This is a genomic window from Trichormus variabilis 0441 (genome assembly GCF_009856605.1).
Taxonomy (GTDB): domain Bacteria; phylum Cyanobacteriota; class Cyanobacteriia; order Cyanobacteriales; family Nostocaceae; genus Trichormus; species Trichormus variabilis.
Genome location: NZ_CP047242.1, coordinates 5,712,646 through 5,733,678, shown reverse-complemented (window position 1 = coordinate 5,733,678; position 21,033 = coordinate 5,712,646). Strand labels below are relative to the sequence as shown.

At 41.6% G+C, this 21,033-nt stretch carries 15 protein-coding genes and 1 pseudogene; 11 read left to right on the top strand and 5 right to left on the bottom strand.

Features of this window, described 5'->3' with window-relative positions:
* Positions 1–67: 67 nt before the first annotated feature.
* Positions 68–565 carry a hypothetical protein gene (locus GSQ19_RS23640; RefSeq protein WP_011320264.1) on the bottom strand — a complete coding sequence of 166 codons (498 nt, stop codon included), beginning with the start codon at positions 563–565 and terminating at the stop codon, positions 68–70.
* Between the two features lie 193 nt (positions 566–758).
* Between GSQ19_RS23640 and GSQ19_RS23635 the strand changes: the two are divergent.
* From GSQ19_RS23635 to mtnA, 7 genes and pseudogenes are all read left to right on the top strand, one after another.
* Positions 759–983: pseudogene (locus tag GSQ19_RS23635) on the top strand (chorismate synthase); the annotation flags it as partial.
* A gap of 742 nt (positions 984–1,725) precedes the next feature.
* Positions 1,726–1,911 (top strand): TLTLP motif-containing protein, encoded by a 186-nt coding sequence (locus tag GSQ19_RS23630; RefSeq protein WP_041456303.1) that lies wholly within the window; start codon positions 1,726–1,728, stop codon positions 1,909–1,911.
* 330 nt (positions 1,912–2,241) lie between these two features.
* On the top strand, positions 2,242–2,751 hold the full coding sequence (locus GSQ19_RS23625) for an inorganic diphosphatase (protein ID WP_011320263.1): 510 nt from the start codon (positions 2,242–2,244) through the stop codon (positions 2,749–2,751).
* 178 nt (positions 2,752–2,929) lie between these two features.
* Positions 2,930–3,313: an aspartate 1-decarboxylase gene (gene panD / locus GSQ19_RS23620; protein ID WP_010997719.1), complete on the top strand. Its 384-nt coding sequence runs from the start codon at positions 2,930–2,932 to the stop codon at positions 3,311–3,313.
* Positions 3,314–3,324: 11 nt separating this feature from the next.
* Positions 3,325–4,224: an MBL fold metallo-hydrolase gene (locus GSQ19_RS23615; protein ID WP_011320262.1), complete on the top strand. Its 900-nt coding sequence runs from the start codon at positions 3,325–3,327 to the stop codon at positions 4,222–4,224.
* A gap of 125 nt (positions 4,225–4,349) precedes the next feature.
* Positions 4,350–6,395: a cation:proton antiporter domain-containing protein gene (locus GSQ19_RS23610; RefSeq protein WP_011320261.1), complete on the top strand. Its 2,046-nt coding sequence runs from the start codon at positions 4,350–4,352 to the stop codon at positions 6,393–6,395.
* Positions 6,396–6,467: 72 nt separating this feature from the next.
* On the top strand, positions 6,468–7,511 hold the full coding sequence (gene mtnA / locus GSQ19_RS23605) for an S-methyl-5-thioribose-1-phosphate isomerase (protein WP_011320260.1): 1,044 nt from the start codon (positions 6,468–6,470) through the stop codon (positions 7,509–7,511).
* Between the two features lie 77 nt (positions 7,512–7,588).
* Here mtnA and GSQ19_RS23600 read toward each other — a convergent pair whose 3' ends face one another.
* Complete coding sequence (locus GSQ19_RS23600) at positions 7,589–8,638, bottom strand: L-histidine N(alpha)-methyltransferase (protein WP_011320259.1); 1,050 nt, start codon at positions 8,636–8,638, stop codon at positions 7,589–7,591.
* 491 nt (positions 8,639–9,129) lie between these two features.
* Here GSQ19_RS23600 and GSQ19_RS23595 point away from each other — a divergent pair, with 491 nt between their 5' ends.
* Positions 9,130–10,536, top strand: a complete 1,407-nt coding sequence (locus tag GSQ19_RS23595; protein ID WP_104009960.1) for a PAS domain-containing sensor histidine kinase — start codon at positions 9,130–9,132, stop codon at positions 10,534–10,536.
* Positions 10,537–10,661: 125 nt separating this feature from the next.
* Positions 10,662–12,629, top strand: coding sequence for a PAS domain-containing sensor histidine kinase (locus GSQ19_RS23590; protein WP_011320257.1), 1,968 nt, complete (start codon positions 10,662–10,664; stop codon positions 12,627–12,629).
* On the opposite strand, the gene GSQ19_RS23585 is transcribed toward GSQ19_RS23590, so the two are convergent.
* Together GSQ19_RS23585 and mnmG are read right to left on the bottom strand one after the other, a co-directional pair.
* Positions 12,624–14,006, bottom strand: a complete 1,383-nt coding sequence (locus GSQ19_RS23585; protein ID WP_041456302.1) for a hypothetical protein — start codon at positions 14,004–14,006, stop codon at positions 12,624–12,626. The genes GSQ19_RS23590 and GSQ19_RS23585 overlap by 6 nt on opposite strands.
* A 330-nt stretch (positions 14,007–14,336) precedes the next feature.
* Complete coding sequence (mnmG, locus tag GSQ19_RS23580) at positions 14,337–16,259, bottom strand: tRNA uridine-5-carboxymethylaminomethyl(34) synthesis enzyme MnmG (protein ID WP_011320255.1); 1,923 nt, start codon at positions 16,257–16,259, stop codon at positions 14,337–14,339.
* Between the two features lie 242 nt (positions 16,260–16,501).
* On the opposite strand from mnmG, the gene GSQ19_RS23575 reads away from it, so the two are divergent.
* Entirely contained in the window at positions 16,502–17,344 is an 843-nt protein-coding gene (locus tag GSQ19_RS23575) for a M15 family metallopeptidase (RefSeq protein WP_011320254.1), read from the top strand.
* Between the two features lie 124 nt (positions 17,345–17,468).
* Here GSQ19_RS23575 and GSQ19_RS23570 read toward each other — a convergent pair whose 3' ends face one another.
* Positions 17,469–18,026, bottom strand: coding sequence for a hypothetical protein (locus GSQ19_RS23570; RefSeq protein ID WP_011320253.1), 558 nt, complete (start codon positions 18,024–18,026; stop codon positions 17,469–17,471).
* A gap of 301 nt (positions 18,027–18,327) precedes the next feature.
* On the opposite strand from GSQ19_RS23570, the gene GSQ19_RS23565 reads away from it, so the two are divergent.
* On the top strand, positions 18,328–20,853 hold the full coding sequence (locus GSQ19_RS23565; protein ID WP_011320252.1) for an AAA-type ATPase lid domain-containing protein: 2,526 nt from the start codon (positions 18,328–18,330) through the stop codon (positions 20,851–20,853).
* Positions 20,854–21,033: the final 180 nt, after the last annotated feature.

The following is a 21,033-nucleotide window of genomic DNA, read 5'->3' as shown; positions in this document are numbered from 1 at the left end:
AAAGTAATAAAAAAGCATCTTCTGAAAAAAAAGATGCTTTCTTTATTTTATGAGAAGCCGTAGTTGGTTAGATACCGTGTCTCGTAAAGAAATCTTCCCATGTTGATACGACCTGATCTGCCCAGCTTAAAATGTCATATTGATTTCCTTCTAATGTATCAATTACAGGTGTAAACCCTGTCACAGCAATACTACTAGAACAAGTAATGCTTGTCATACTTACCTTTAGTGGAGAATTTCTAGTACCGGTTGCCGTTGATTTTAGACTTTTGGTTAAAATTCGATGTTTACTACCATTACATAGGTCAGCACAGATACTTAGAACCTTATTATGATTCACATAGTTGTCAACATCTTGAGGAGTAAAACTTGTTATCGCTTCCTGCTTTAACCAATCTCTTACATGATACGCGGTTACTACAAAATTGAATATGGCATCAGCTATTCTCTCATGATCTTGGCTGTTAACAGATTCATGCAATTTATCTTTGTCTCGGTATACTTTACCAAATAAATCTCGTGCTGAGTTATACCAGTAATTTAGACCAGGGGTAGGGGTAGGCATAATTATTTTAATAAAGTTACATAAACTATTATAATCAGTATTTTTACAATTTACAAAATGATCACTGTATGTATATGAGATATTCGTTCTTTTAGACTATTGGCAATTAATTTTGACTGAAACATAGGGATAGTAGCAGCAGGTGCGATCGCTAAAAAAATTCTCCGTCAAGTTGCGAATGTTGAAGTTATCGGTTGTTTCAGGGGAAAATATTATTTTGCGCGTTGCATTTAAGCCTACAGATACCATTAGGAAAGAGCAAAAAACGGTGACGCGTGAGGGTGAAGAAACATTATTAGCGGCGAAGGGAAGACGTGATCCTTATGTTTTACCCCGTGCAGTTCCAATGATGGAAGTGATGGTGGCGTTGGTATTATGCGATCATTTGTTACACCATCATGGTCAGTGTAAGTTAGTAGGGTGCGTCAGTATGAATATTTTCTTGGTGCAGCTAGGTTTTCTCGCACTGACTCACCCTGCATTTTGGATATTTTTTTATCTGGAAGTCCCTTATATCTACCTATATATAGATTGACGAATCTAAGGTCATATTGATTAGAATGAGTGCCTATAGTAAAGGTAATGAAAATAAAAAATAACTGACACACTCAGCACATTCACAATTTATGTGTATTTTTTCGGGATGTAATTTTGGCAATCAAAATTATGATCCATCTAATTGCTTAGATTTTCTTATATCTTTAGCTTTGTATTTATTCAGTGGGTAAAAATGTATTTATATCTTCAGTAATATTTCGTATTTTTAATAGCTATTTCCAACAGAATAAATTGCCAGAAAAACCTTAAATAAAGTATTTCAAGATGTTACATTATTGACGAATTTAGATTATTGCGGTTAATAATTAGTATGTATAGATGTCAAAAAAATTTTTCAATACTTGCCTCTTAACCCGAAGTTAACCAATGACAACCAATTATATCTAGGAACCATAACAAATCAACGACTAGAATAAATGGAAAATCTTTACTATCAACTTTGTAACAAAATCAGCAAGTTAAAAATGACAATTATGATACCTGCCAAATTAGCTCATGTTTTCAAAAGCTACACATTTGACAGTAGAAAATAGCTAAAATAGTATAGAAACTCTCACCAAGAGAGCAAACTTACCAGAAATTTGATTGACTTTAAACTTTGTATGAATTCAGATAGCCAGTCTGCCAGTCCTTCCGACACGTACTCCCATCGTTTGGCAGATATTGTGGGAACAATAATCGCTTTAGTAACTCTAACCCTACCTGTGTTCGTGATTGGACACTATTCAGGTGATGTCTCAAATAATCAGCAACCCATGACTTATCAATCCCAACAAGGGGAGGATTAGATACTGCTGCATAATGAGGTTTCATCAGCAAAGAGCCGCAAATTTGGGTATCATCCGCCCGATTGTAGCAAATCTGCGATCTAAGCTTAAATTTGAGTATGTATTACTCAAATTTAAGGAAAAGCTTCTTTTCAGTGGATAGAAATATCCTTAATAACTCTAGCAGCGTTGTGATATTTTTCCACAGCGCTTTTTTTCATAGGAGGCAGGGGGAAGAATATCTGACTCAGCACTTAGATAAATACTTTGAGAAGAAGTCCATCTTGGCCATAAAATTCTACACGGGGAGTATGTCCCCAATGCACTTAATAGTTAAGACAGGAGTTTTTTGTGGACTTATCCCGTATTCCAGCACAACCCAAACCAGGAGTCATCAATATTCTGATTGAAATTGCTGGTGGTAGTCAAAATAAATACGAATTTGATAAAGACTTGGAAGCCTTTGCTCTAGACCGAGTATTGTATTCTTCGGTTAAGTATCCTTATGATTATGGCTTTGTCCCAAATACCTTAGCTGATGATGGCGATCCCCTGGATGGTATGGTAATTATTGATGAGCCAACCTTTCCTGGTTGTGTCATCGCGGCCAGACCAATTGGCTTTTTGGAAATGATTGACGGTGGCGATCGCGATGAGAAAATTTTGGCAGTACCTGACAAAGACCCCCGCTACGCTCACGTAAAATCTTTGAATGACGTAGCCCCACATCGCTTGGATGAAATAGCTGAGTTTTTCCGTAGTTACAAAAATTTAGAAAAAAAAGTAACTCAAATCCTCGGTTGGCAAGATGTTGATCAAGTGAAAGCTCTAGTTGACAAATCCATTAAAGCTTACAAGTAATAATGGGGTGTGGGGTGTGGGAAAAGTTAGGAATTGGGGCAGGAAGTAGGGAGCAGAGGCGAGAACTTACTTAAAGATTTTTCTGCTTTCCCCCTGCCCTCTGCCCCCCTGCTGCTTCTCCTACCCCTTACTACTCAATTAACTAAGTGCAACAATTGCTGGAGAAATTTTAACCAAAATGCAACGTACCCTCCTTTTGGCAAAAATTCATAATTGCACCCTCACTGGGGCGAACATCAATTATGTGGGTAGTATTAGCATCGATCAAATCTTATTGGACAAATCTGGCATCTTGCCTTATGAACAAGTGCAAGTAGTGAATAATGCAAATGGACAACGCTTCATTACTTATGCGATCCCGGCTCCAGCGCATTCGGGAATTATTGAATTAAATGGGGCTGCCGCCCGTCTAGGCATTATAGGCGATCGCGTGATTATAATGACTTACGGGCAGTTTACATCTGAGGAGTTAAAAAGTTACACTCCAACGGTAGTCATTGTAGATGAAAAAAACCGACCTTTAGAAGTGCGGCGCTACGATGACCTGCTCAGTCAGGTCTAAATTCAAATAAAATGACAAATCTTGAGCTGTCAGGTTCCCAAAGCTACCTAAATGATGAGTCTACTGCTAACCTAAGTAGTCTCGCTGGTAAATTTATCGTGCAGTTCTGGGGGGTTAGGGGATTAATTCCCACCCCAAGCAGTAATACTAGCCGTTATGGGGGTAATACTGCTTGTGTAGAAATGCAGGTGGCTGGTAAACGCCTAATTTTTGATGGTGGTACGGGTTTACGGATATTGGGTAAAGCTTGGCAGCACTTACAACAGCCGCTAGAAGCCCATTTATTTTTTACCAATTCTCAATCAAACCGTATCCAAGGGTTTCCCTTCTTTGCTCCTGCATTTATTGCCGGAAATTGCTTTCACATTTACGGTGGGGCTGCATCTAATGGGGCTTCGATTAAACAATCCTTGTGTGATCAAATGCTCCAACCACATTTTCCTTATCCGTTACAGGTAATGCAGTCGGAGTTGCAGTTTTACCACTTGACTCCTGATAGTGAATTGAAGTTAGATGATGTCACTATTAGAACAGCATTAATTAATCAAACCCAGCGTTCAATTGGCTATCGCGTTACATGGCAAGAATATAGCGTCGCCTATGTCACGGATTTAAATATGAGTGCTGAACAAGGTGAAAGAGAACAAGTTTTGCAAATTATTCAAGATGTTGATTTGCTGATTGCTAACGCTACCTATACGCCGCCAACATCTCATGAACATGAGTCGGCTGAGTTACTCTGGCAAGCGGCTGTAGAAATGGCTCAGAAGGCAGGGGTACGCAAGTTAATTATCTCCCACCATCACCCAGACGATCATGATGATTTTCTTGATCAGGTGGAAAAGGAAGTTCAGTCTACCTTTTCTAACGCTTCACTAGCTTGTGAAGGTTTGGTTTTACCGGTTTTTTAAAGAAATTTCCGAGTAATTTCACCAAAGCAGGAAAATCTATATCTAACAATAGTGCCAATTTGATGGGAGTTTTGAGAAGGTACTAATATTTGAGTCAATGCAAATATAGTGCTGTAAAAACATCCATGATATTAGATGCGATCGCTATTTCTTGGCAAAGTGTAATTAATTATTCATTAGCTTCCGTATTATCCACACCTATTAAAGACCCAGTACCAGTTTTCTTGATGATTTTGGGGATTATGTTAGTCGCTCCCCTACTATTTGAGAAGATTCGTCTACCTGGGATTGTGGGATTAATTCTCGCAGGGGTAGTAGTCGGCCCTAATGGATTGGGATTATTAGCACGAGATAATACTATTGTGCTTTTAGGCACTGTGGGTTTACTATTTTTGATGTTTATGGCTGGGCTGGAAACTAGCCTGGATGATCTGAAATATAACGCAGATAAGGCAGTCATTTTTGGACTAGCTACCTTTGCAATCCCAATGGCTTTGGGAACTGGAGCCATGATGGCAATTGGCTATACTTTTTTACCTGCAATTCTGGTAGCTTCTTGTTTCGCTTCTCATACTTTACTCGCCTTACCCATTGCCAGCAAATTGGGCATTATGCGTTCTCAAGTTTTGACGACGACTCTCGGTGGTACGCTCATTACAAATATTTTGGCGCTTTTGGTTTTAGCGGTGGTAGTCAGGGCGCATCAAGGGAATTTAACTCTTAGTTTTTGGTTATTCCTGATTCCGGCGTTAATTATTTACACCTTTCTTACTTTGTGGGGTGTGCCACATATCGGACGCTGGTTTTTTCAAAGGTTTGGACATGATGAAGGGGCAGAGTTTACATTTGTTTTGGCTACCCTGTTTGTAGTTTCTTATGGGGCAGAATTAGTCCAAATTGAGCCAATTATTGGGGCTTTTTTGGCAGGAGTGGCAATTACTCAACTGATACCCCAACTTAGCCCGTTGATGAACCGGATTCAATTTATCGGTAATACCCTGTTTGTCCCTTTCTTTCTCATTTCTGTGGGGATGCTGGTGAATCCTTTGATTTTGGTGCAAGAACCGCGATCGCTGGTAGTATCTGCTGTGATGGTGTCTGTGGCTATTGTTGCCAAATTTCTTCCCGCTTGGGGTTCTGGTAAGTTATTTGGCATGAACTTTAACAACATCATGGTGATGTTTGGGTTATCAGTGGCGCAAGCTGCCTCAACTTTAGCAGCCATCACAGTGGCTTATAATATCAAGCTCGTAGACCAATTAACAGTTAATGGCACGATCGCCATGATTTTAGTTACCTGCATTGCTTCTCCTTGGGTAACAGCGAAATGGGGTAGAAATCTCAAACCAGAAGCCGATAGTATCCAAACGCGTCCGGGTGGTAGTATAGGCGATCGCGTTTTAGTCCCAGTGGCTAACCCCAACACCGAAGATAATCTACTCCAGTTGGCAATTATCCTGACTAAATCTGCCTCTGGTACTTTGTTACCACTCCATATTTTACTAGAGGAAAATAACCCCATTTCCCCAGATGCCAAAGCCAAACAAAGCCAACTCCTATCCACCGCAGAAATGATCGCCCATGCGGCGGTTGTGAATGTTACCCCCATCGGCAGGATTGACGAATCCATTGACAAAGGTATTGCCCGTGTAGCCGAAGAAAAGCAAGCGAGTGCGATTATCTGCGGTTGGAAAGGCTACTCTACCTATCAAGAAAATCTATTTGGTGGTGTCATTGATAAAATTGTTCAGCGTAGTTTTATCCCCGTTTTAGTATCCCGCTTCCCATTACCAATTGAACACACAAATCGAGTATTTTTAGCTTTTACCACCCAACAAGCCCAAGCCAGCACCTTTGGACAAAGCATTGAATTAGCCAAGGCTTTAGCCACAGAATTGAAAGCCTCTCTCCAACTTTTACAAGTAGTAGCACTGCGAGGAGAAGCCATTGAGATAGCTGATACTGGACTACCAGCCGACACACCAATTCAGAAAGTAAGAGGTAACTTTGTCCGCCAAGTTTCTCGGTTACTCAAAACCAACGATTTACTACTACTGAATGGGACTGTGGAGAACAAAACTCAACTATTTGCCCTATTTGGTAATGCACCAGAAGCGATCGCCCGTAATCATCCCAAAGTAGCCATGATTATCGCCTACTTTCCACAGTAGAAACTAGGGACTGGGGAGATAGGAGAGATAAGGTATATTATATTCCCAGTCCCCAATCCCCAGTCCCCATCTATGATTTACCCCGTTATCTGGCAAAATAATTGTGTCTTACTAATTGACCAAACTCGTTTACCCAATGAGTATGCAGTTGTAGAGATTCACCGTAGTGAAGAGATGGCGCGGGCAATTCAAACTATGATTGTTCGGGGTGCGCCTGCGATTGGTGTGGCGGCGGCTTATGGGATGTATTTGGGGGCGAGGGAAATTGAGACAAGCGAACGCCAGGAGTTTCTGCAAAAATTAGAAAAAGTGGCACAGTTATTACGGGCTACCCGTCCTACGGCGGTAAATTTATTTTGGGCAATTAGTCGGATGCTGAAAACTGCCTATGAGACTTTAGGAACAGTCGCCCAAATTAAAGAAAATCTCTTACAAACTGCCCAAGCCATCAATGCAGAAGACTTGCAAACTTGTCAGGTGATCGGTGACAATGGCTTGGCTATCTTACCCAAAACCCCAACAAAGCTGACATTGCTCACCCATTGTAATGCTGGTGCTTTAGCTACTGCTGGTTATGGTACAGCCTTGGGGGTTGTCCGTTCAGCTTGGCGAGAAGGGCGTTTAGAAAGGTTGTTTGCTGATGAAACCCGTCCGCGTCTGCAAGGTGCAAAACTCACCACCTGGGAATGTGTACAAGAAGGTATTCCCGTAACGCTAATTACCGATAATATGGCAGCCCATTGTATGAAGCAGGGTTTAATTGATGCTGTTGTTGTGGGTGCGGATCGAATTGCGGCTAATGGTGATGCTGCCAATAAAATCGGCACTTATAGTTTAGCTATAGTAGCCAAAGCACATAATGTTCCTTTCTTTGTGGCTGCGCCTGTTTCTACAATTGATTTTGAATTAACTGATGGTAGTCAAATTCCCATTGAAGAACGCAACCCAGTAGAAATTTATCAAGTCGGCGATACTACTTTGACACCTCCAGGCGTAGAATTCTACAATCCTGCATTTGATGTCACCCCAGCCGAGTTAATTACAGCCATCATCACTGAGAATGGTGCTTTTGCTCCTTGTGATTTAACTAAATCTTCAAAACAAGCGGTGGTTTAGTGAAGAAGACGCGATTCATCGCGTCTCTACAAATGGTTAATTGGTATTATTTATTCCTGTTTTTGAATTTTGAATTGTTATTTACTGGCTGTCTCACAAATTACCATGAGATGTGATGAATATTTATTAGTACTGTAATGTACGAGTTTTAGCCCAGCTTGTTCGATTTCTTGTATGAGGGTGGGTATTTCAAACTTATGATGTCGCCAAATAGTAATTTCCTCACCCGCAGATATTTCTAAACTCTTATCTATTCCTAAATAACTAAAATTAATTGTGTAATTTTGCCGTAATTTTAGGTTAGCAACTATACTGTCTTTTGCTGGATCATATCTTCTTACCAGTTCACAATCTTCTGCTTCCATCCCCAGGTTGTTTGTCAGCCATCCATACACTTGATCTGCATGATATTTACAACCACCTCTAGCTATGCCATCCCATTGAGAATTAGAACCAATCTCATTTGTAAAGACCAGTAAATCATTTTGTGCCATACTGTCTCGAAAATTTTGGAATACTTGATGTCTGTCGTGATGGTTGGCGATTGTGACACCTAGATGTAAAAATATATTAGCTGTATTTTCGAGTTGATTTTTGAATATATTTTCTGGAATTTTATTATTTTCTATATCGATTGCATAATTTGTATAGTCAATTAAGGGAAACCATTTTTTAAAATTCTTACTAGAGACCTTGAGTAATTCATCACTAATATCTAAGGCGATATATTTATCAATTTTATCTATTTTCTGAAGTCTACTAATAAATGCTTTCACTGGATATGAGTTACCTGCACCCACATCTATAATATTAACTTTCTCGCACTGCTGATAATCACCATTTAAATATGCAAAATTACTTTTTAATAAATCAATCTCTACATTTGATGTTCGATACCATGTAGGGACGATATATTTTAGATAAAAACTATCCCATATTTTTGCACCTTGTCCTTTGTATGAATACTTCAGAGGTATTTCCCACCTGGATTCTAGGGCTTGAACTATACCTAAAACTTCTGCTTCTGAAAAAACTGTGTAGAACTCAGAACTAGGCTTGGCTGTACGAAATATAGAAACTTGATTAGGAGAGTTGATATTTGAATCAATAGGCAATTTTTGAGCCATTATTTTATCTTCCGCTTACTTATAAACAGCAAATTTACACAAATAAAATTATCTCATATAGGACTAATATTTGATTTATGAATTATAGGTATAATGGGTACTTTGGTGGGCAATGCCCACCCTACAGATGCTTAGATTTTTATGCACAAGCTCAGGCTATGCCAACAATAATCAAAGCAGATTCCTATATTTTTGTTGATGAAGAGAATTAAATTGATTATTTAGCATTGAAATAGCATTTTATTTCATTTGATTTAATCGGTTTTAATGCTGAGTTTTTTTGAAAATCTAGCATTTAAATTCATCAAGACTGCTATATTATAAGACATTGTTTTACAAGTACTACATTACTTAATAAAATATTGACAGAAGAATCAATGGTTCACCCGATTGGGTGAATGCGATCGCTCCAGTAGGAATTAACCTGAAGTAAGAAGCAGCCAAAGTGCGATTAAAAATCAGATCCAGGGCATCCAAACTCTGCAAAAACCGTGAAAGTAGCTATGATCATTGTTAACTGTAATTCGTTTGCTGGTACATCAAAGGCACAGAGAGTGGATGAAACTGTAAAAGCACGACATCAACAAGATCAACAACAGCTAATTAATCGCTTGCAGGCTACTGAAGCACAATATCAAGCTATATTAAACGCTATTCCTGATTTTATCTTTCGCCTCAGCCGTGATGGTAATTTTTTATCTTTGAACGGAGAAGTTGCAAATCTCCCTTGCCCTGGGGAAGAGTTCACTGGTAAAAATATCCAAAATGTCTTACCAACTGATATTGCCACGATGATTCAAGGAATCATTACTAAAACTTTGGATACAGGAACTTTGCAGACTTGCGAATATCAGTTACCAACACCTCTAGAAATACGAGATTATGAGGCACGTTTGGTAGTGAGTGGGACGGATGAAGTCTTAGCTATTGTTCGAGATATCACAGAACGGAAACAAACAGAAGCCAAGTTACTGCTGACATATCAAGAACTCGCAGACCTCAACACCAATTTAGAACATCAGGTAGAAGAACGCACCGCCGAATTACAACAGAAAATGCGGGAACTAGAAGAAATTCAACGCATCAAAAATGTTGTATTGCATACCGTAGCCCATGATTTACGTACTTCGGTGATTGGTAATTTGATGGTGTTAGAGAATTTGGGAATGGGGAGTGGCGAGTGGAACGTAGGAAGTAGGGAAAATAGGGGAAACAGCGAACATGAACTAGAAGAAAGTACAATTCCCAATCCCCAATCCCCAGTCCCCAATCCCCAATCCCCAGTCCCCAGTACCCAATCCCCAATCCCCAATCCCCAACCCCTCATTTCCGTGCCACGTTCTACTATCGATCGCATGATTCAAGGTAATAATCGGCAATTGGGAATGCTAGACTCGTTGCTAGAAATCCACTCCTGTGAGGAAAAAGAACTAACCCTGCATCGGGAACTTGTTCCATTTGGCGGACTACTGGAAAAAATCATTACAGACTTACAACCACTGTTAAGAGAAAATCAGGCAACTTGCAAGAACTTACTTCCTAAGGACTTACCTTTGGTGATGGTTGATCAAGTCCGGTTTGAGAAAGTTGTGATGAGTTTGTTTAGTTATAGTTTGCAACACAATCCCCCAGGGCTGGAATTTACGGTCAAAACCACAGTAGAAGATGGCATGATTCGGACTCTGATTCAAGATAACGGTATCACAATGAGTAAGTCAGAGTGCGATCGCCTTTTCGATCTACAAATCCGTGATCCCCAAGCCCCCTGTTCCACAGCAATTTGCTTAAAAATGTACCTGTGTCAGCAATTTATTCAAGCACATGGCGGAAACATTGGTGCCATGAGTAATCCTCGGCAAGGGCTAACCTTCTGGTTTACACTGCCTTCAAGTGGTTAACTGTCAACTGTCAACTGTCAACAGCCCTCACGATGAATTGTTCAACTTAAAAGCAGAATTGGTATTATGACAGTCTGCAAAGAGGAAACACCTACAATCGTATAGGTGAAGTTGGTAAGACTCTCATGACTACCTTTTTGATCAAATTGCAGAGATTGTGGAGAAAGACTCTGTCTGCACTCACGTTAGATGAAATCACCACTGTTTACCAAAATCGCTCTCAACAACAGGAATGGCTGGTAAATAGGCAACGTTTTCTATGGCAGAGGCTACATCTGTGGTTATGGCTAGTACTAGGTTGTCTATTGACATTTACCCTCAGGAATGTATACGACCTATTTTTTCCCCTCCGGGAGTTGAAGGCACTACCCCAGGTTTTGAGAACTCAAGGGCTAATGATCAATGCAGCTATGTTGTTGAGCCTGCTAATTTGTTTTACTCTGCATAAAACCCGGTTCGGTCATCGCCATCCAGGTGTCTTATTTTTAGGCTCATCTTGGTCGCTGAGTTTAGCATCACAGTTATTTGCCACCCTCAAAGGTTTTGCCTTACCCGATACCCTTGGCTGGTCGTTGCTATTTTTAAGTCAAGCTACACTCATGCCTGTGCGCTGGACTCTGCATTTAGTTTGTCAGGTAGGGATTTTAGTTTACTATTTTGGTGTGAACACAGCTTTGAGGCTCAGTACTCCTGCACCGTACCATCCAGAAATATATAATGTTACGTTTATTCTCTATATCTTTTGGTTTTGTATTATATGTGATTTGGGGGTTTACTTATACGATCGCCTGCAACGCTCAGAATTTTACGCCCGCAAAGAACTAGAGTCAGCCAACAATAAATTACGGCTAGCAGAAGCTAAATATCGCAGCATCTTTGAAAATGCCATTGAAGGTATTTTTCAAAGTAGCCCTGATGGACGTTACATTACGGCAAACCCCGCGTTAGCACGTATTTATGGTTACACTTCTCCCGAAGAAGTAACAGAAAATTTTACAGATATTGAGCATCAATTATACGTTGACCCTAAACGCCGAGCCGAATTTGTCCGATTGATGGAAGAGTCTGGATTAGCTCCGGAATTTGAGTCACAGATTTATCGTCAAGATGGCAGCGTTGTCTGGATTTCCGAAAAAGCCTACGCCGTTCGTGACGAGCAAGGAAATCTCCTTTACTACGAAGGGTTAGTTGAAGATATTACCCAACGCAAACAAGCCCAAGAATCACTGAGAGTCTTTTTCCATGCTGTGTCCCATGACTTACGTAACCCAGTTTTAGGGACTTTGATGGTGTTGAGGAATTTACTTAATGATGAGGCAGGGGAGCAGGGGGCAGGGAGCAGGGGGCAGGGGGCAGGGGAAGCAGGGGAGGCAGGGGGAGAACTGACTGCAAGATTTTCGCCCAGTCCCCAGTCCCCAGTCCCCAATCCCCAATCCCCAATACCCAGTCCCCAGTCCCCAGTCCCCAGTCCCCAGTTCCCAGTCCCCAATACCCAATCCCCAATCCCCTTACCTCGCTCAATTTTAGAACGGATGGTGCAAAGTAGCGATCGCCAACTCAATCTGATTAACTCTTTATTAGAAGCCCATATTGGTGAGGTGCAGGGTTTGAGCTTGCAATGTCAGCCTGTACAATTACAGATGGTGGTAGAAGCAGCGATCGCAGATTTAGAACCCATGTTGGTAGATAATCAAGCCACTTTGATAAATTTAGTCACCGCAGATTTACCATTAGTAAATGCCGATCCTACGCAAGTATGGCGAGTGTTTTCCAACTTAATCGTCAATGCCATCAAGCATAATCCCCCTGGATTACACGTAACAATCAATGCTATTCCCCAAGATGACGAGATTTACTGCACTGTCAATGATAACGGTGTAGGGATTAGTCAACAACAGAGCGATCGGTTATTTGACCTTTATTTTCGGGGTGGTAGTATTCGCAATTCCTTGGGTTTAGGCTTGGGTTTATACCTATGTAAGCAAATCATTAATGCTCACGGCGGTGAAATTGGGGTAAAAAGTGGTTTAGAGAAAGGGGCTACATTCTGGTTTACGTTGCCCATGACATCAAATCAGGTTAACCAATTATAGTTTCTGCCCAGCATATATTGATCGCACCTCACCATTACGCCGGACTATAGCTTCACCATTATTGACATCAACTAAAGTCCAACCACTAGCACCAATAGTTTCACCAATGCTAACACGGCGGCTAGTACCATTAACTTGAAATAAGGCGACAGATTTATTTCCCAATTCTAATAAGCCTTCTAGGGTATGGATAGGGGCTGGTGCAGGAGCATTCACGGTGAGTGATGCCACAGGTACTGCTTCCCCACCAGTGTTAGGCTGTTTCGGTAGACTCGCACCGAATGGAACGACAGGCAGGTTTGGGAGTAATTTAGGTGCTGGTTGGATGTTAATTGGTGCGTTACGTACAGCTACTGGCTTCAGTTCTGAACGCACAGCCGAGGCTAATATATTAACGTTTGCAGGTTTGCCTGCTGGTTGCACTTGAGTTAAGGTATTTTTCACTATGTTTGGTTGACCCGTAGCCGAATTATTCGCAACTGGTGGTAAAGGTGAGCCAGGAATTACTGGTGGTGCGTAGCGCATCGGTAAGGGCGCTTGATAAACAGGAATGTAAATGCGCTCAACAACGTTAGAACGGCTAGGTGCTGGCGATGTATTATTGGCAATGAGGGGGGATGGTAGATTACCTGGTGGCGGCTGACTGTTGTTGAAAGCTGAGGCTGTGGGACTATAAGTCATCCTGCTGCCAATTTCCGAAGTAGCTGGTTGCCGATTTTGGATATCTGATTTATCGATAACTGCCAGCGCTCCTAGCATATAGTTAGCTAACTCTCCCTGCACATCTGGCTGAGGAAGTAGTTGTGCTTGTCGTACATTAAGATTTGGCTGGGTGAGTTTGGCAGTGAGTAGAACTAACACACCCGATTGCAATATATATAGTACACCAGCGATCGCCACACCAAGGGTTGTCCCCACAATCAGCATTTTGCCCAAAGTTAGTTGAGTTTGCTGACGGATTCTCGTCATCTGTTTGACAGATTGAGACTCAACTACAACCTTCCCTCCCTGTCTACTAATGACAGAAGATACACTCTGTACGCCTCGATTGAGTGAGTTGGGTAAAACAATTTGCGGCACATCTAGGGTTTGCAAATGTTCATATTCTAAAGTTTGATGATGGGAAGGGTTGCTGGAACTATGGAACCAATCACTGGCGGCAGTTTCATTCATCCTACTGACTGGAGATGCTTGGCGCATTTGTCTACCTCTTGTGTTAGTCAGGTGCGGCAAGTTCACATCAAGAATCTCGTCGATATCAGCAAAAAGTTCATCCATCAAGCCATCAGCATAAAATTCTATCGACCAAGGCTCGTTAACGATCAGGTCTTCTGAGGGTTCTGGAATAATGAGATGGGTGCTAACTTCTTGTAACATAAGCATTTTAGGGTAGTAGCTGCCAGGATGGGGCAACACCGCCCCTACTGCCTGGGAATCAGGATTTTTAAAATATGTGAGGACTTAAGCAATGAGACTCTTGGCTTTGGTGGGGTGTGAGGGTATGAAGGTGTAAAAACTTGGAATCACCATACCCCTATACCCCTGCACCCCTTTTCCAAATAGTTGATTTTTGTTCTCATACAAAAACCCTAATTGTATTAAATCCAACTCAAAAGCGGGGATCAATTGATGATGCCAGTTCTGAATTCTTGTCATCTATCATACCCATCCCTCCCTCTACTATACTCACCCTTGATAAAGATGAAGTTAAGGTAAAGCGGCTAATCCTGTCTGGTGCTTGGTTTGACGCAATTCTAAATAAATTAATAAGGCGTTAATGTCGGCTGGATTGACTCCACCGATTCGGGCTGCTTGACCAATGGTCATGGGTTTGACCTTATTCAGTTTTTCCCGCGCTTCTTTGGAGAGGGTTTCCACAGTTGTGTAATCCAAATCCCTTGGTAATTGGCGCTGTGCTTGACGGGCAATCTGTTCGATTTGGCTTTGTTGTCTGGCAAGATAGCCAGAGTATTTGATGTCAATTTCTGCCCCTTCTCTTTCGGCTGGGGTAAGTTCGGGGTTTCCTAACCCGTATCTATCGAGGTCTACATAATGGAAGCCAGGGCGACGCAGTAAGTCAGCCAAGGTGATTGAACCTTTAATGGCTTGTTGGGTATTAGAGGCGATCGCTTTGCCTACTTCATCATTTTCTTTTACTCTGGTAGCATACAGCCGTTCTTTCTCACCTGTAATCTGCTCCTGTTTGCGGGTAAACAGTTGCCAACGACGGTCATCAATTAAGCCAATTTCCCTTCCTAGAGGAGTTAGGCGCTGGTCAGAGTTATCAGAACGTAGCAGCAAGCGATATTCGGAACGGCTGGTAAGCATCCGATAAGGTTCCCGGAGGTCTTTTGTACATAGGTCATCAACTAAAGTGCCTAAATAGCTTTGCTCACGGGGAAAAACTATCATTTCCTGATCCCGGACAAACCGCGCCGCATTAATTCCGGCTACAATACCTTGGGCTGCGGCTTCTTCATAACCGGTTGTACCATTCACCTGTCCCGCACAAAACAAGCCAGCAACCTTCTTCGTCATCAGTGTGGGGTAACACTGAGTTGCAGGTAAGTAGTCATATTCCACAGCATAAGCTGGACGTAACATAACGCAATTTTCCAACCCAGGGAGACTACGTAGCATCTGTAGTTGCAAATTTTCGGGCAACCCTGTAGAAAACCCTTGGATATATAATTCAGGAATATCCCGTCCCTCCGGCTCAATAAAGATTTGATGACTTTCTTTATCCACAAAGCGGACAATCTTATCTTCAATACTGGGGCAATAACGAGGGCCTTTGGCTTCTACCCAACCACCATACACAGGTGATAGGTGCAAGTTTTCTCGAATCAGGCGATGAGTTTCGGGGGTGGTGCGGGTCATGTGACAAGGTAGCTGTTCCCGTTCTACCCACACATCCGGGTCAAAACTAAACCAACGCACTTCCTCATCCCCTGGCTGGAGCTGCATCTTACTGTAATCTACTGACCGCTTATCTACCCGTGCGGGTGTACCAGTCTTTAACCTACCAGTTTCAAATCCCAAACGATTTAGGGTTTCGGTTAATCCCTCAGCCGCAAACTCCCCAGCACGTCCGGCTGGCATGGATTTGTTACCTACCCAAATTTTTCCACCTAGAAATGTACCTGTGGTTAAAATTACGGCTTTACACTGGAAAGCTACGCCAAAGTAGGTTTCCACACCTATCACTTCATCATTAGCACCCAGAACCAAGTCCGTCACCATACTCTCGCGGATGCTCAAGTTCTCTTGATTCTCCACAATATTTTTCATGATAGCCGCATATTCCCGCTTGTCAGTTTGGGCGCGTAATGCCCACACCGCAGGCCCTCGTGAAGAGTTGAGGATGCGCTTTTGTAGATATGTGCGGTCTGCCATCTTGCCAATTTCCCCGCCCAAAGCATCTACCTCATGGGTCAACTGGGATTTAGCAGGCCCACCCACAGCCGGATTACAGGGTTGCCACGCAATTTTATCCAAATTGAGCGTCAGTAACAAGGTACGACAGCCGAGGCGGGCAGTAGCAAGCGCCGCTTCGCAACCGGAGTGACCTGCACCGACGACAATGACATCAAAAGCGTCTTGAAATTCCACTGAATTGTGCATGGTCATACGTACAGGATTAACAAGCTGAGATTTATTCCTGATTCTAACCTAATCTATAGGACTAATATTTGATTTATGAATTATATATAGGGTGAGCATTGCCCAGCAAAACCCAGATATGGTGGGCAATGCCCACCCTACAGATACTATTGACTATGGACTATTGACAAAAAAGCCAGAAAATTAGTCACACTGCGTAAGTCCTATAATTATATGATTTTTTATATTTATCTACTATTGGTAATTTTATGCGGCGATTCATTAAAAGGTTAAAATTTGTTTTTGTCACCGCTTTTATGGTGCTTACACTAGTCGCTAGTAATGAAATTAGTCATTTCAAAATTTCCCAGGAAAACCAAACATTAAATGCCTGTGTAATCAATAATTCCACATCTTGTTTGGAAATATATAAAAAACCGATATTACCAACACCTCTTCCTAATATTCCGCAAACTGAACAAGAACGTTTTTTATCGGTGATCGCTACTAATTTACCAGAAATTCCTCAGCCAAATAGCTATGAATATATATTGCTTCGTGCTTATGGTGCAGCTTTTGTAGACCCAGACCCAACAGTTAAATTTCCTTCTACGGTAGTTTTTAACAACGAGAGGGAGACGCAAATCTTCCAAACTAATTTAACGATGGAGAAAATCACAGGCACTAGCAATTGTTACTTACAACAATCAGCCGCATCAGCTTTAAATAAAGCACGTTCTCAACAAAATATTCCTCTCAAATCTGGCTATGGTGCTAGTGATTGTACTCGTAACTATGCCACAAATTTAAGATTCTGGAGAAAATATGCTAACAAATATACTTTAGATAAAGTCCGGGAAGGCAAAGAAACAGCAATTCTTGGCGTAGTTGCACCACCAGGAGCATCACAGCATCTTTGGGGTTTAGCAATTGATTTACGAGTATCTAATGCTCAACAAAGACAAGCTCTTTATGATAATGGTTGGTTTCAAACCGTAGAAAATGACATACCACACTGGACTTATCTTGGTGTTAATGTAGATGATATGCCAAACTTGGGTTTAAAAAATAAAGTTGTTAGGGGCATTAGCTATTGGTTGACACCAATTTAATTATTTGAGTTAATAAAGCACTTATTTGGTGAAGATTATATTTAGTATGTTTGTGTGGTTATAATTTCTGTGGGGTTTGGTAATTGGTAATTGGGAAAATAATTACCAATCAGACCTTATGATGCTACTGGGGACGGCCGTAATGAGCTTTACCCTTGCCATCCAGGGTTTCAAGTACCATAACTTCTTGTCCATATTCGTTTCTCTCTAAAGACCAGCTATAGGTTTCTGTCTTGGCTGTATTGCGTCGTTGATAGGTGTTTGATGCACTACATTGCTGACCTTTGACCAGACTTTCACTTGGCTTGAAAGTCAATTGTTGACCATCTATTTTGACTTTGCCCTTTTCTTGAATAAATAGGTACGAAGCGCAACCATAAGTGTTAATTTGGAGTAATCTAGCACGCTCATAATTACCATTAGGTGCTACCTTAAAGCGATCGCTAGAACCATTTGGTTGTGCTGACTGTCCTGTATAGCGGTCTTGGTATTGGATAGATGAAATCCGACCATAAGACCATTCGCCCTGTAGTTGATTAGGTACTACTGTCTGAGCATTACTGATGCTAGGAAGAGAAGCGAGTCCGGCTGCAAGAGTTAAATTTAATGTACCTCTGGCAAATTTGGAAACGGCAGAATTTACAGAAATTGCTTGTTTGCTATCTATAAAATTTAAGCGCATATCAGTTTACTTGTATATGTTTTTCAGGATTAGCTTTGTGAGCAGAAAATATCTCTGTTAACACATCAGCTGAAACTTGAAAACTTATGCAAGGAAATTTACTCTGGATTTCTCGTGACAAATTACAAATGTAATGCTTTGTAAATTAACGGCTGCGACTAAAAAACACCGCCGCCAGCACAATCAAACCCAAAAGCGCCAAAGGAACACCAAGATTAGGTAAATCAGATAAACTCATCAGATAGCTATTTTCAGGGATAATTCCTTTTATACAGCAAGCAGCCTGCACGGAGAACCCAGGATGACATCTCCAAACACAGTTATATGGCTACGAGAACGGACAACTTTAGGTATTCTCTCATCGATGGTGTTGGATGCGATCGCCCAAACTCTAGAAGAGCAAGTTGTACCAGCCAACAGTACTCTAGTTTTAGAAGCCACTCACCCAGAAGCACTGTATATTGTCCAAGATGGTCAACTAGAAAGTGAAACTACTAATCAAAATAGTTCCGTTTTAGCTCGTGGGTTTCTACCTGGAGCAGTCATCAATCTGCAAGAATTACTTTTGGATGAATTAACACCATGTAAAATTGTCACCTTGACAGAATCTCATGTGTGGGCCATACCTACGGCTAAATTTCGGGAATTAATTAGCCAATACCCGGAGATTAATCAGGCTTTTTCTCGACAATTAGCCCAGGAATTAGCCCAGGTGACATCTGCGTTAACCTATGAACAAGAACGTTCTGTAGCGTTGCGTCCCTATTTAGTTACCAAAGCACAACGGGGAATTGTGGGTACGAGTCGCTACGCTGTGCGTCTGCGAGAGCAAATTCGCGGTGCGGCGGCTGACCGCAAATCTGTAGAAATCTTTGGCGAACCAGGTTTAGAAAAAGATAATATCGCTACTCTCATTCACTTTAGTTCCCCCAAGCGACGGGAACCGATTATTAAAATCAATTGTGGGATTTTGCAGACAAGCGGTGCAGATTTATTTGGTCGCGCTGGCGGTAAACCTGGACTTTTGGAGTGGTTGGGGGAAGGTAGTTTAATTCTCAACAATATCCAAGAATTACCCCCAGAGTTATTACAGCCTGTAGCGCAGTTACTGCAAACAAATACATATACTCCCGTTTCTCGACCAGGAGAACCAGCTGCTACACCCCGTACCAGTAAAGCCCGGATTCTACTTGTGTCGGAAAAAACCGAGTCTAAGATTGAGCGTTGTGTGGGACATATTATTAAAGTACCACCGCTACGGGTAAGGAAAGCTGATATTAAAGCCCAGGTAGAATATTATACTAGTTTGTATGTGCGATCGCGTGGAGTGAAGAAACCCCATATTACCCCAGAAGCTTTACGCCGCCTACAATCTTACGATTTCCCCGGTAATCTCAAGGAGCTAAAAAACCTTGTAGAAAGGGCAATTGTCCAAGCAGGGGAACGCAGGGAATTAACAGAAGAAATATTTTGGGCGGCTGAACCTAAGAAAAAACAATTTCGGGTCAATCTTTTAAATCTTTATCCAGGATTGCGACGGTTCTTACGCAGTTCTTGGTGGCCTGACAAGATTAACTATGGTTTTACAGTTGTAGCGTTTGCATTTATTGTATGCGTTCTGTTTCTCGGCCCGCAAACACGCGATCGCAATTTTGCTTTAAATTTATTTTGGGCTTGGTGGTGGCCTCTCATCCTCTTGATTTTTCCCTTCTTCGGGCGTGTGTGGTGTGCTGTCTGTCCCTTCATGATTTACGGCGAAATCACCCAAAAACTCTCTCTGTGGCTATTCCCCCGCCAACTCAAGCGCTGGCCGCGAGAACAAGCAGAAAAATGGGGTGGATGGTTTCTATTTGGTTTATTTACCTTAATTTTCCTGTGGGAAGAACTTTGGCATTTAGAAAATACAGCCTATCTTTCCGCTTGTCTACTATTATTAATTACCTCTGGGGCAATGATTTTTTCTGCCCTGTTTGAGCGACGTTTTTGGTGTCGCTATCTTTGTCCCATCGGGGGAATGAATGGTTTGTTTGCTAAACTTTCCATGACTGAACTAAGAGCGCAGCAAGGTATTTGTTCTGCTACCTGTAATACCTATCAATGTTATAAAGGCGGCCCCGAAAAAGGCGAAGGGATGGAAACAGATGGTTGTCCTTTATATTCTCATCCAGCCCAGTTGGAAGATAACCGAGATTGTGTACTTTGTATGACTTGTCTTAAAGCTTGTCCCCATCGCTCTGTAGAGTTTAACTTGCGTCCCCCTGGCATTGAACTTTGGACAACTCATGTACCCCACAATTATGAAGTGGCTTTGTTATTTTTGCTATTAGGGGGAATATATCTCCATCGTTTACCAGAGTTGTTAGATTGGCTAGGTTTACAACTTGATTTAACTCAATTTTGGCTACATTTGGGAATATCAATTTTGGCATTATTAATGCCATCTGCTATTATTTTATCCACCTACGGTTTAATTAAAATCTTCAATACTCGCCGTAAACCTCGACGCTTTATTGAACTTGCTTATGGTTATTTGCCATTAGTTTTAGGGGGAAATTTCGCTCACTATCTACGTTTAGGTTTAGGTGAAAGTGGCAAGATTCTCCCCGTTACTTTTGCCACCTTTGGTCTGAGTGGTGAGCAATTACCAATATTAGTAGCGCACCCAGCCGTGATTGCCTTTTTACAAGGTGCAACTCTCATTTTTTCCGTGCTGTTGACGATAGTATTGACGCAAAAAATTGCCAGACAACCATTGAGAACATTACTTTGGCAACACCTCTCAGCTATTATTTTGGGTATAAGTATGTGGATAATTATTGTTCTTTAGGTGTTTTTATTAGGACTGACGCAAACAGGTTATCTGTTGAGTCCGGGTGTAAGGGTTTAAGGGTACAGGGGTGTAAGGGTTTCAAGCATTTATACCCTTATACCCCTACACCCCTACACCCTTGTCCAAAACCTTGATCTTTCGTTTTCATGCGTAAGTCCTAGCTATGATTTGATAAGG